Source organism: Chryseobacterium sp. SN22 (genome assembly GCF_008329705.1).
Lineage (GTDB): Bacteria > Bacteroidota > Bacteroidia > Flavobacteriales > Weeksellaceae > Chryseobacterium.
Map to the genome: position 1 here is coordinate 59,841 of NZ_VTSX01000016.1, position 13,369 is coordinate 73,209.

General features: G+C 42.3%; 10 protein-coding genes. 4 read left to right on the forward strand and 6 right to left on the reverse strand.

Features of this window, described 5'->3' with window-relative positions; translation table 11 throughout:
- Positions 1 to 8: 8 nt before the first annotated feature.
- From FY557_RS12160 to FY557_RS12185, 6 genes are all read right to left on the reverse strand, one after another.
- Positions 9 to 1,127, reverse strand: a complete 1,119-nt coding sequence (locus FY557_RS12160) for a carboxylate-amine ligase (protein ID WP_149247518.1) — start codon at positions 1,125 to 1,127, stop codon at positions 9 to 11.
- Positions 1,128 to 1,151: 24 nt separating this feature from the next.
- Positions 1,152 to 2,105 carry a RimK family alpha-L-glutamate ligase gene (locus tag FY557_RS12165; RefSeq protein WP_149247519.1) on the reverse strand — a complete coding sequence of 318 codons (954 nt, stop codon included), beginning with the start codon at positions 2,103 to 2,105 and terminating at the stop codon, positions 1,152 to 1,154.
- 240 nt (positions 2,106 to 2,345) lie between these two features.
- Entirely contained in the window at positions 2,346 to 3,059 is a 714-nt protein-coding gene (locus tag FY557_RS12170) for an alpha/beta hydrolase-fold protein (RefSeq protein ID WP_149247520.1), read from the reverse strand.
- Between the two features lie 116 nt (positions 3,060 to 3,175).
- Entirely contained in the window at positions 3,176 to 4,387 is a 1,212-nt protein-coding gene (locus FY557_RS12175) for an acetyl-CoA carboxylase biotin carboxylase subunit family protein (protein WP_149247521.1), read from the reverse strand.
- Between the two features lie 140 nt (positions 4,388 to 4,527).
- A complete protein-coding gene (locus FY557_RS12180) occupies positions 4,528 to 5,943 on the reverse strand; it encodes a leucyl aminopeptidase family protein (RefSeq protein ID WP_149247522.1) in 1,416 nt (471 codons plus the stop codon).
- 4 nt (positions 5,944 to 5,947) lie between these two features.
- The gene (locus FY557_RS12185; RefSeq protein WP_149247523.1) at positions 5,948 to 7,069 is read right to left on the reverse strand and encodes an alpha/beta hydrolase; all 1,122 of its coding nucleotides are present in this window, start codon (positions 7,067 to 7,069) and stop codon (positions 5,948 to 5,950) included.
- 218 nt (positions 7,070 to 7,287) lie between these two features.
- On the opposite strand from FY557_RS12185, the gene glgB reads away from it, so the two are divergent.
- The 4 genes from glgB to FY557_RS12205 all read left to right on the forward strand — a co-directional run bounded on the left by glgB (position 7,288) and on the right by FY557_RS12205 (position 13,348).
- Positions 7,288 to 9,279, forward strand: a complete 1,992-nt coding sequence (gene glgB / locus FY557_RS12190; RefSeq protein WP_149247524.1) for a 1,4-alpha-glucan branching protein GlgB — start codon at positions 7,288 to 7,290, stop codon at positions 9,277 to 9,279.
- Positions 9,280 to 9,431: 152 nt separating this feature from the next.
- Complete coding sequence (locus FY557_RS12195) at positions 9,432 to 10,838, forward strand: glycogen synthase (protein ID WP_149247525.1); 1,407 nt, start codon at positions 9,432 to 9,434, stop codon at positions 10,836 to 10,838.
- 97 nt (positions 10,839 to 10,935) lie between these two features.
- On the forward strand, positions 10,936 to 12,204 hold the full coding sequence (locus FY557_RS12200) for a glucose-1-phosphate adenylyltransferase (RefSeq protein ID WP_149247526.1): 1,269 nt from the start codon (positions 10,936 to 10,938) through the stop codon (positions 12,202 to 12,204).
- A 103-nt stretch (positions 12,205 to 12,307) separates the two neighbouring features.
- A complete protein-coding gene (locus FY557_RS12205) occupies positions 12,308 to 13,348 on the forward strand; it encodes an SRPBCC domain-containing protein (RefSeq protein WP_149247527.1) in 1,041 nt (346 codons plus the stop codon).
- Positions 13,349 to 13,369: the final 21 nt, after the last annotated feature.

The following is a 13,369-nucleotide window of genomic DNA, read 5'->3' on the forward strand; positions in this document are numbered from 1 at the left end:
CCGAAATATTATAAAGCCGTTTCGCTGTGGGTGATTCCGTATTCTGTTTCGGAGATCATATAATCCACCACTTTGGTAAGGTCGCCCGTCTCGTGGAATATCTTAAGCTGCCGGTCTGCGCCGGTTCCGTTTTCCAGGATCGTCCAGGCATATTCCACTTCTTTACGGCATCCCAGATCATCCACGACATCGTCGATAAATTCCAGCAGCTCTTTTAATAAATCAGGATAAGGAACGGATTCTTCTTTGCCGAAATCAATCAGGTGGGCATCGATGCCGCTTTTGGAAGCCCTCCATTTATTTTCATTCAGCAACAGCCTTCGGTAGCTCCTGAAGCTCAGGTTCTGCTGGTGCAGTTTGTAGATCTTTGCGACCAGGGCCTGCATAATGGCTGCGAGGCAGACGGTTTCATCGATCCGTAAAGGCATGTCGCAGATCCTGAATTCAATGGTCGGGTAGAACGGGTGCACCCGGAGGTCCCACCATATTTTCTTGGCATTGTCGATGGTTCCCGTTTTTACCAGCAGATCCACATAGCTGTCGAATTCCGCCAGTGAATTGAAAAAGCTCGGAATCCCGGTTCTCGGGAACTTCACAAAGATTTCCTGACGGTACGATTTGAAACCCGTATTCCTTCCGATCCAGAAAGGGGAATTCGTAGACAAAGCGTAGACATGCGGCAGAAAATACCGCATTACATTTTGGATTCTTACCCCTTCCTCACGGTTCGGGATCCCGATGTGGACGTGAAGCCCGAAGATCAAATTTCCCCGCGCAACGTCGCCCATATCATCTACGATTTTATTATAACGTTCCCCGTCCGTAATGGTGTTGTGTTCCCAGTTGGAGAAAGGATGCGTTCCGCCGCCGGAAACACGGAGCCCCTGTTCGTGTGCCGTTTTAATGAGATGCCTTCTCAGGTTCGTCAGTTCTGCTTTAGCTTCCTGGATATTCTGGCAGATCCCCGTTTCCATCTCGATCATGGATTCGTGCATTTCGTGCTTTAAGTTTTCACTTAAAACCGCTTTTCCGCCTTCGATAATTTTCGAAACATGAGAAATCAGGTCCCTGCTCTCAACATCAATGATCTGATATTCTTCTTCGATTCCGATAGTAAACTGATGCATTTTTTTTCGTGTTTTTAGAGGTTCTTATTTTACAGAATCTTTAACGAAGGTTCCCCACGAGATATTCGGTTTTCCGTGAACATATTCTTTTGCTTTTTCCACGGCTAATTTGGCGGCATGCTCTACGATCCAGGCAAAGTTTTCTTCGCCCACCGAATTCCGGTCGGCATCGGGAGCCGGATTGCAGAAATCAATGGCATATGGGATTCCGTCGCGTACGGCAAACTCCACCGTGTTGAAATCGTAGCCTAGGGCCTTATTCATTTTAAGCGTGTAATCATTGATGGTCTTCAAAATCTTTTTAAGTTCTTTGCCCTCGATTTTATGCGTCGTTTCATATCTCAGATGAGGTTCGTTTCTCGGTTCGTAAGGCATGATGTGGACGTATTTCTGGCCCAGGCAATACACGCGGTAATAATCGTCAAAAATAATTTCCTCCTGTACCATCATCACCAGCTGCTCCGTTTCGCCAAGCTTTGCCCATAGGTCTTCCGGACTCTCCACACGGTAAACGTTTCTCCAGCCGCCGCCGTCGTGAGGTTTCATGTATGCCGGAAATCCTACATAATCGAAAATATAATCCCAGTCATGAGGAAATTTCAGATTCCTGAAAGATGTCTCCGACGTATTCGCCGGCCTTTCGTGAGAAGGGAGCAGGACGGTTTTCGGAAGCGGGATCCCAAGCTTGCTCATTAAAGCATTGTTAAAAAATTTTTCGTCGGCGCTCCACCAGAAAGGGTTGTTGATGACATACGTTCCGTTCAGTGCTGCATTTTTCAGATAAGCACGGTAAAAAGGAACATCCTGTGAAATCCGGTCGATAATGACTGCATATCCGTAATCGACACCCTGTTCAAGCTTATCGATGTTTACCGGTTCAGCAACGATTTCCCCCTTGCCGAGTTCATTTACCTTATCGATAAATGCCCAGGGAAACGTATCTTCCATCCCGAATAAAATTCCTACTTTTTTAGCCATAATGTATTTTTAATGTTGGGTTATTTATTGTTTAATTAAATTAAATATGTCCTTGGACTGATTTACTGCAATGACAAATAAAATGTTTTCAATAAAGGATGCTGTAATCTCATTTAAAAACACTGCATTTTTCGGTGAAGTTTATACTGAGTTTTTCAAAGCACCTTTATAGACTTAAAAAACACTTAGTAGTAAAAAAATCTTTGCCAACTTTGCGTTGAAATTAATATTTTAAAAACGTTAAGAGAAAAATGACCCGATAAAAGTCGGGAACACCATTCTCCATAGGGGCCAGTCGTGGCTGATCCATTTCTTTTCATCATACCAGAAGTCAATTCCTTTGGAAGACAGGATTTCTGCCATTTCTTCATTTTTATCTCTGCAGATATCCTGATCGGAGGTGCTCAGAACGATGTGCATGTGTTTGTATTTCCAGGCTTCATCATTCATTACGAATTCCCTCGGACAATTAAAGTACACCAGATCATCAGAATAACCATCCATAAAATTCCTGATGCTGAAAGCTCCCGAAAGACAGAATAAATGAGACACGACATCCGGAAACCGAAAGGCAAAATTAGCAGCATGATACCCTCCGAAACTGGCTCCGGCCACGGCAATACGGTGGGTATGATGGAGTTTCTGGATATAAGGCACAAATTCCTTAAGCAGGAACTGCATATATTTTTCGTAATTCCTGATTCTCTGCTGTGGCGGAATGCTTTCGTCATAAAAGCTCCAGCTGTCGATCGTCTGGATATTGTAAAGCTTTACCTTTCCCTGTTCGACAAACCAGTTGATGCTTCCGTTCAGCTGAAAATCGTGGTTTTGGGTATAAAGCCCCTGTGAAGTCGGGAACATAATGATCGGATAGCCGTAATGTCCTGTTACCTCAACTTTGATGTTGGTTCCTAAGATATGTGAATAGTAATCGGTATGTTCTATTTTCGGCATTTTTGTTATTTGGATTTAAAAGGTTCTAAAACCTTTGATTGCTGTTGTTTAATAGATGGCAAAACTTAAAAATGAAACCGGCTTCTGTTGTTTCCGGGATATTCGTATTTGAAAAGTTATGAGGTGGGCTTATCTTTCGGAGGAAGAATATTCAACATTTTAGCCTGGATTTTTTCAGTGGCTTTGTCCAGCCGTTCCTGTATGATATCCGCATCCTTGGATTTGTAGACGATGCCCACATGATAATCAATCGGCAGGAATCTTACAGCTTCTTCACATTCAAATATGCTGTAATCAGGATGCTGATCTTTGATCAGTGCAACGATCAGTCCTGAATAGTACCCGGTTGGTCTTGAAACTTTATAATCTTTCTTTCTCAGCAGGGCATCTTCAATTTTAGCCCATTCCCGCCAGATGTTAATGCTGCTCGAAGCTTCTACCAGATCGGGGATATGCGCGCCACCCACCCGTGATGACGTTTCTAGAAAATAATATTTTCCGTTTTCTTTGCTTCTGATAAATTCGGTGTGGGTAGCACCGTTCATCAGTCCGAAATTGGAAAGAACGCTGGCGTTGGACTTTTCCAGTGCCTGAAATTCATCTGAATACCGGCCCAGAGTTTTGGTTCTGAAAACGCCGCCTTCGTGGGAAACCTGCATCGGTGGAGCAAGATATTTTGAAGCGGAGGTAAAAACGATTTTTTTGTTGAAGGTAAGGCTGTCTACATGATAGACATCACCGGGTTTAAAGCTTTCCAGCAGGAAAAGGTGACGCTCTTCTCCCAAATTATTAAGAGCTTCCCAAAGCTCGTCTTTGGAAGTCAGCTTTCTGATTCCTGAGGCAGAAGCTTCTGAGCGTGGTTTCAGAACCCAGGGCGCAGGAACCGTATCGACAAAGGCATTGACCTCATCATTGTTGAAAACAGCGGTAAACTCAGGAACATTGATGCCGGAATCTTTTGCCTTCTGGCGCATTGCCAGCTTGTCTCTGAAATAGCGGTGCGTTGTCTGTCCCATTCCCGGGATCCTGAAGGTTTCACGGATAAGTGCAGCTTTCTCTACATCATAATCATCGAGGGCAATTACAGCATGTATTTTCCTAGTTTGCATCAGATAAGAAAATCCCTGAACGAGATGATCGAGGTTCCATACCGACGGTTTTATTTCAGGCATGTAGAATACCTCGTCGATGGCATGCCAGGGCCAGTTTTTCTCTTTAAGATTCTCAGATGTTATCAGGATGACTTTATTACCGAGTTTTTTCATTTCATCCATGAAATCGTAACCCTTGTAATAGCATGAGATACACACTATAGTTTTCTCCTCCATATAATGTTTTTAGTTTTTTGGTGGATTTTCAAAAATAAAAATGATTTTTTATTAATTATTCAGTATTAAAAATAAACATATCATGCACTTTTGAAAATGCTATATCAATTATACAGAGAATTTTTGTAATAAACTAATTTTTAGTGATAATTTTCGATTAAATCTGCCAGCAGCTGCACGCCAAATCCGGTTGCCGCTTTTTCTTTTGCATAGCCTACACTTCCGAAAGCAACTCCGGCAATATCCAGATGGGCCCACTTCGGATGGTTTTCAATAAACTGTTCCAGAAATTTTGCCGCTATGATACAGTCTCCAATTGGCTTTATGGAAATATTTTTAAGGTCGGCGACATCAGACTGTATATCGTCTTTCCAGATGTCCCACAGCGGCAGGTTCCAGAGGCGCTGATTAGTCCTGTCGCCGGTTTTCAGCAGAAGGTTTTTTAGTTCTTCATTGTTTGAAAACATTGCCCCGCAGGTATCGCCGAACATCCGTACCGAGCTTCCCGTTAAGGTGGCAAGATCAATCAGGAAATCGGTTTTAAAATTTTTCGCCAGGTAAGAAAGTCCGTCTGCCAGGATCATCCGGCCTTCCGCATCGGTGTTTAAGACCTCGATAGTTTTTCCGTTGTAAGCGGTAATCACATCGCTTGGAAGAAAAGCTTTCTCGGAAATGGCATTGTCGGTGATCGGCAAAACCGCTACAATATTTACCGGAAGCTGCATTTCCGCAGCGTAAATCAGTGTTCCCAGAACAGCTGTTGCACCGCCCATATCCGATTTCATATAATGCATATTATCCGGATTTTTTAAAGACACGCCTCCCGTGTCAAACAGAACACATTTTCCTACCAGCCCGAAGGTTTTAGCGCTTTTAACGGTCGTTTTATATTCCAGAATGGTAAAGGCTGCATCGTATGCACTTCCCTGATTAACGGATAGATAAGCTCCCAAGCCGAGTTCCTCACATTTCTTTCTGTTAAATGCCGTATATCTGATATCATATTTTTTAGCTAAATTTTTCAGATACAAACTGAAGATATCCGGTTTTTTAAGGTTGGCCGGTTTGTTCAGCCATTCCTGACAGGCGGCCTGCCCGTTGCTGATGGCTTCGGTTTTTTTACCGATATAGTCTAACTTTTTCTGGCTTAAATTTTCAAAATGCAGCTCTAATTTAGGGTTCCAGAAAGCGTGGTTTTTTTCGAAAGGGTATTGGTAAGTCCCGGCCAGCAGGCCTTTTATAAATTCTTCAAACTGCCTTTCGTTCATAAAGTCCGCCAGCAGCAGGGTCGGTACTGCCTGCACTTTCTCTTTGTAAGTCTGGGAAAATTTCACTGCTACCTGCTGGATTTCAAAATTCTGAAGATCCGGTTTTCCCAGGCCGATAAAGTAAGCAGTTCCTTCCTCATGGACATGGATAAAGACTTCATGCCTCTTCCCGGTAAAAAAAGCGGAAATGCTTTTGTGGAAATTTCTGTCGGATTTCGCCCAATCTTCTTCCGTAAAAAGATGAAATACCTGGGTATAATTTTTATTTTTTTTGTTGATGAGCTTCATGATATTAATTTTTAATGCTGTCCTGCTTTGGTTTTACCTCTACAGGGTTTTCAATATTGTTGTAATATAACCATTCGATGGCTCTCGGGAATTCCTGGGACCAGTAGAATTCACTGTGGGTGCCTTCCGGATTGATGCTGGTCCTTATTTCAAAATCGAAAAGACGGTTCTCTTCCCAGCGTTTCAGAGATTCTTCAAAGGTGTGGATTCGCTTTACCATTTTAGAACCTTCCTGCCCGCCGCCGTAAAGATAAATTTTCGTTTTAAAGGGAACCCTGAAATTCATCATCGGGAAATTATTGTTCGGTTCCACCCAAAGTGAGGGAGAGAAAATCAAAAGCTTGGAATAGACTTCAGGATAAAGAAAACCGCTGTAAATACTAATCAGGGCACCGAGGGAACTTCCGCCTATCCCTGTATGCTCGCGGTCTTTTCTGGTGCGGTAGTTCCGGTCTACGAAAGGTTTTAAAGTATCTGTGATGAAACGGATGTATTTCTTTCCTTCCGAACCGTTGGCCACATGATCATTGTCAAAGATGTATTCTTTGATCCGGTCTTCGCTTCCATGCTCAATGGCAATAATGATGACCTCGCCGCGTCCGTATTCCGAAAGTACGGAAAGCTTTTTATCAATTTCCCAGTTTCCGTAATCGCTGCCTTCATTAAACAGGTTTTGTGCATCCTGCAGATAAAGCACGGGATAACTCTTGTCGGAAATATGATAATCATAGGGTAGAAGAGCCCATATTTTTCGGTAGCGGTCCAGCTGCGGAATATAAAATTTCTCCGAAATTATTTCGACAATAGGGAAGTATTCATCCTTAAACGGTCCCCAGTTTAGTCTCCATTTATCTACCGTGTCAGAAATGGTTCCTGAGGATTTCAACACTTTCCGGTTCGGGGTAATATTTCCGTGATGATCCAGTTCTACGTTTTCCCAACCGCCTTTGGTGAATTTATATTCCACAAGACCAGGCAGCAGCTGATCGTCAATTTCAATGGAATAATGCCGGGCATCTTTTGAGCTGAGCCGAAAACGCTGATCCCTGGGATTCCAGCCATTGAAATTCCCGGTAACGTAAATAATTCGTTCATCCTGTTCTGCGGTATAAAGTTCAAACTTCATCAGTATCTCTGCTAAATTTTAAAGGATAAATTTATAAAAAATCTTTTTACCGCAAATAATTTCCTGAATCAAGGAATTACTGGCTGAAAAGCTTTATATTTGATAGAAACTAGCATTAGAGGCAGGTTAACATAATAATTAATTCACTTATAATTAATATTTGTTGTCGGTATTTTCCGTAGTTTCAGAAAAAAATATAAAATTAAATTAAAACCGTAATGAATTCGGTTAAAACATACACTCTATTTACAGATCAGGACATTTATCTTTTCAGAGAAGGTAAGCATTATAAACTTTATGACAAATTTGGGGCACACTCAGCTGAAAAAGATGGAGTGCAGGGCATTTACTTTTCAGTTTGGGCGCCTAACGCCAAAAAAGTTTCGGTACTCGGCAATTTTAACAACTGGAATCATAAAGATCATATTTTATTTCCCCGCTGGGATGGTTCCGGAATTTGGGAAGGCTTCATTGCCGGCCTTACCTGGGGAACGCTGTACAAGTATGCCATTGAGACCTCTCACGGTAAAATTCTGGAAAAAAGCGACCCCTACGCCTTAAGCTGGGAGCAGAATCTCCAGGCAGCCTCACTCGTTTCCACTACCTGGTACGATTGGGAGGATAAAGAATGGATGGACACCCGCTGGAAAAAAAATACCCTGAAGGCTCCCATTTCCGTCTACGAGATGCACGTCGGATCATGGATGCGGGATGCACACAATCCGGAGAAATTTCTGAATTACCGTGATCTTGCTGCAGAACTTATTCCCTATCTGAAGGAAATGGCTTTTACGCATGTCGAATTTATGCCTTTAATGGAATACCCGTATGATCCGAGCTGGGGCTATCAGATTACCGGTTTTTATGCCGCAACTTCGCGCTTCGGTTCGCCGCAGGATCTGATGTTTCTGATTGACGAACTTCACCGGAATGGCATCGGGGTAATTTTAGACTGGGTGCCTTCGCACTTTCCGGGTGATGCCAACGGTCTGCACAGGTTCGACGGTTCTTATTTGTATGAACATGAGGATCCGCGAAAAGGCTTTCATCCTGACTGGAAGTCCTATATTTTCAACTATGGGAGAAACGAAGTGAAATCTTTTCTGATTTCCAATGCGATGTTCTGGCTGGAACGATATCATGCCGACGGATTGCGGGTAGATGCGGTAACTTCCATGCTTCATCTGGATTATTCCCGGAACGAAGGAGAATGGGAACCGAACATCTATGGCGGAAACGTCAACCTGGAGGCCAAAGCTTTCCTTCAGGAATTCAATACCGCAGTATATAAAGAATTCGGTGATAACATCATCACCATTGCAGAAGAAAGCTCCGACTTTCCGATGCTTACCAAACCTGTTCATAACGGCGGCGTAGGTTTCGGAATGAAATGGATGATGGGCTGGATGCACGATACGCTTGCTTATTTTAAGGAAGACCCCATCGACAGAAAATTTTTCCATCATAAGCTAACCTTTGCTTCCATGTATATGTATAATGAGAATTACATGATGCCGCTGTCTCACGATGAAGTGGTACATGGAAAAGCCAGTCTCATCTACAAAATGAAAGGTGATGAATGGCAGAAATTCGCCAATCTCCGCGCGCTGTACGTCTACATGTTTACGCACCCGGGGGCAAAACTGCTTTTTATGGGCGATGAATTCGGACAGACCGGCGAATGGAATTTCAAGAAAAGCCTTGATTGGCATCTGCTGAATTTTCCTGTTCACAAAGGATTGCAGACCTTGGTAAAAGAACTGAACCGCCTTTACCGCAAAGAAACGGCTTTTTATGAAAACCAGTTCAGCCCGGAAGGTTTTGAATGGATCGAAGCAGATGATACGGACAATTCGGTGTACGTTTATTTGAGAAAAGGAAAAAAGAAAGAGGATGTCCTCATGGTTATTCTGAATTTAACACCAAGGGTTTTGGATTATAAGATCGGTGTCGATTCAGAGAGTCGGTGGGAGACTGTTTTCAATTCCGATGACGAAAAGTATGCAGGCAGCGGCGTTGAACCCGATATTTTCAGGGAGGATCAGGAAGAATACAAAAACTATCAGAAGTCGATCAGCATTAAACTGCCACCGTTGGCCGGGGTAATTTTAAAAAGGAAAGAAAAGAATATAAGCAAAACGGAAGCAAGAAAAATAAAAGATAAGAAAGGTGATTCCGATACTAAACGATCCAGAAAGAAAATGCGATGATCTTAAAAAGTTTCTGGAAAGGATAATTTGATAAGTTTATGTTGGAATACACAGAAAATGGCTGTGCTTTTATATTTGAGCTGCATCCCTTTAACAGTAAAAAAACAAGTAAAAAAACTTCAGAATAGTAAACAATAAATGACAGCAAGAATATGACAGTATTTCATATCAGCACGGAATGTTATCCGGTAGCAAAAGTTGGCGGCCTGGCCGATGTAGTGGGAGCTTTGCCGAAATATCAGAATAAAATTAAAGGGGTTGATGCGAAGGTGGTTATGCCCTGGTATAACAAATCTTTTGTTCACGACCACGAGTTTGACATAGTTTTTGATGGGTTCATCCACCAGGGGCCAAATATGCTGCAGGTACAGGTTTTAAAGGAAAAATCGGATGTGCTGGGGTTTGAATTGTATATGGTAAGAATCCCCGGATTGCTGGACCGTGATAATCCTTACGGTTATCAGGACGAAAACTTTCAGTTCATCGGTTTTCAGCACGGCGTTCTTCACTGGCTCAGTGCCATGCAGATCCGCCCGGACGTTTTGCACTGCCATGATTATCATACAGGACTGATTCCATTTATGGTAGAACACTGCCCGGAATTTTCTTTTTTAAAAGGTGTGAAAACCATTGCTACCATTCACAACGGAGAATACCAGGGAATGATGAGTTGGGAAATGGCCAATTATATCCCGTCGTTCGACCGGTACAAATGGGGACTGATGGATTGGGAAGGGCTGATTAATCCTTTGGCCAGTATGATTAAATGTTCCCACGCTTTCACCACGGTTTCCCAGGGATATATGGAAGAGCTTTTTGTAAGCTTCCGAGGACTGGAAAGCCTGGTGCGCGAAGAGTTTGGAAAGGCCTACGGGATTATCAACGGGATCGACACGGAAGTCTGGAATCCGGAAACCGATCCGATGCTGGATTTTAATTTTAACAATAAAAATGCTGTAGCGCTGAAGAAAAAGAATAAAGAAAAGCTCTGCAAAGAATATGGCCTAAGGCCGGAACTGCCTTTGTTTGCCTTTATCGGAAGGTTTGCTACGGAAAAGGGGGCAGATTTCCTTCCGGATGTTGTCTGGAGAAGCATCACACAGACTCACGGCGCTTTAAACCTCATGATTTTGGGATCCGGAAATGCCTATATCGAAAATAAGCTGAAAGAGTACGATTATATTTACAGCAATTTTGCGCTGGACCTCGGATATAAGGAACATCTTTCGCATAAAATATATGCTTCGGCGGACTTTTTGCTGATGCCATCGAGAGTTGAGCCCTGCGGACTGAACCAAATGTATTCCATGAGATATGGTACGGTTCCTATCGTAAGATATACGGGAGGATTGCGGGATACGGTAAATGATATTTCGACAGGCGGAGCAGGATTGAATTTTATTTTCCCGGGAGTAGATGATATTCTTCGTGCCATGAACAGGGCCCTGATGATTTACAATCAGAAAGGAACAATGGAAAACCTGATTCATGCCAATATGAATTTCGATTTTTCATGGGAAACCTCGGCGGAAAAATATATAAACCTGTATAGGAACTGATACATTATACCATTGAAAACTTAGTTTCTATTCAGCCTGTGAATACCTGATGCCGCTTAGAAATTAGAATTATAAGAATTAAAAAATAAATGTACATATGAATCGCAATGTAATATCCATTGTTTTAGGAGGCGGAAGAGGAACGAGATTATTCCCTCTTACCTATTCAAGGTCCAAGCCGGCTGTACCGATTGCCGGAAAGTACCGTTTAGTCGATATTCCTATTTCCAACTGCCTGAATTCGGGAATGAATAAGATCCTGGTTTTGACGCAGTTTAATTCAGCTTCACTGAATTCGCATATCAAAAATTCTTATCACTTCGATATTTTCAGCAAAGGATTCGTAGATATTCTTGCGGCGGAACAGAATGTAGAAAACGAAAGCTGGTATCAGGGAACGGCAGATGCCGTACGCCAGTCGATGAAGCATCTGGAAAAGTATGATTACGAATACATCCTGATTCTTTCCGGAGACCAGCTGTACCAGATGGACTTTAAGGAAATGCTGGATTTCCACATTGAAAAAGGCGGTGATGTAACTATTGCAACGATCCCTGTTAATGCAAAAGACGCTACCGGTTTTGGAATCCTGAGCTCCGATGATGAAGGAAATATTACTTCCTTCGTCGAAAAGCCGGGCTACGATATGCTGGACGGCTTGCAATCAGAAGTTTCCGATGAAAACAAAAATGCCGGTAAAGAATACCTTGCTTCTATGGGAATCTATATCTTTACCAAAAGCATCCTTAAAAAGATGTTTGATGAAGGCGCGGGAGATGATTTCGGAAAAGACATTATTCCGAATTCCATTGGTAAATATACCACTTTAAGCTATCAATACGAAGGATACTGGACTGATATCGGAACCATCGAGTCATTCTACGAAGCCAATCTGGATCTTTGCCAGGACTTTCCTCAGTTTAACCTGTTTTCCTCTTCCCCGATCTACACCAGGGCGAGAATGCTTCCGCCGTCGAAGATCAACGGCTCTTATGTAAGCAAGGCTGTTTTTGGGGACGGATGTATCATCATGGCCGATAAGATCGAAAATTCCGTAATCGGAAACCGGACAAGAATCGACAAAGGAAGCACGATTGTTAATTCATATGTGATGGGTTCTGACTTTTACCAGGGGACGGCCGAAATCATTGAAAACGATGACAATGGCCAGCCGAATATGGGAATCGGAAAATACTGCTACATTGAAAAAGCTATTTTAGATAAAAACTGCTACATCGGAGACAATGTAAGAATTATAGGAGGAAAACATCTCCAGGATGGCGATTACGGAACACACTCGGTTCAGGATGGAATTATCGTCGTGAAGAAAGGAGCGGTGCTGAGAGCGGGAACGCATATTGGATAAAAGCATTGGAATTCATTATCAAATCGCTTTTTATTCTTAAATAATTTTAAAACAGAGTGGCCCCTATATTGGTCACTCTTGTTATTTTCTATACATTTGTGTCATGCGTTTTTTTAAGATCATAGCGGCGCTTGTTATTCTGCTGATCGGGGCTTATGCGGCTTCGATGTACTATTTTGTGGATGAAAGCAAGGACTTCAAGATAGAGAAAGAGGTCGATTACCCTTTGGAGAAAGTCTTTTCACAGTTCAATAACCTGCAGCATTTTACGCGCTGGAACAACTTCTTTACGAGTTCCAAATCGGTCGATATCGATTATTATACGCCCTATGAAGGACAGGGAAGTTCCATTAGTTATGTTGACCCTCAGAACGATACCGATGGCGAAATGTTCATCCGTTATGAAAACCCGAATAAAACGCTCCGGTACCAGCTTTTCGAAGACCGTAATGAAAGCCCGACGGTAGTGGATGTTAAATTCAAAGCTCTATCTGCGGAAAAAACGAAAATTACCTGGGTGGTTCATACCCCGAAACTATCCGTTTTAAAGAGGGTAGGGAATTTCTGGACGGAAGACCGCTTTGCTGAAAATATAGACAACAGCATGACCAATCTGAAAAATGTTCTCGGCAATAAAGTGGAGAAGGATAACCAGATGGCGGCCATCAAATATGACAGCATTATGGTTGAAAACGAAGAAGAGAAACTGCTTCTCGGGATCAATGTAAGTGCCTCCAACAAAAAAGATGCGCTGTATAAAAATATCGTGATGAATTATAATAAAATATATAATTATACCACGATGGATTTAGGTAAAAAAGATGATGAATTCGGTTATCCGGTTCTGGTTACTGATGCCGATAATTATAAAGACAAAGAAGTGTCTTATTTCCTGGGAATTCCGCTGTCTAAAAAGTTCGGCGTTACGGATAACAATTTCAGTTTCAGAACGCTTAATCCGGCCCGGAATTATGTGATGTATTACAAGGGAAATTATACCGGAAGGGTGAAGGCGATACAACAATTAATCCAGAAAGCCAAGAAAGACGAGATGCGTTTTAATGATATTCGTCAGACTTTCATAGAACGCCCTATGGAAGACCAGGATGTCAATATGAAACTCTCATTATCAGTATTTAAGTAATAAAATATTTTATACTTTTTT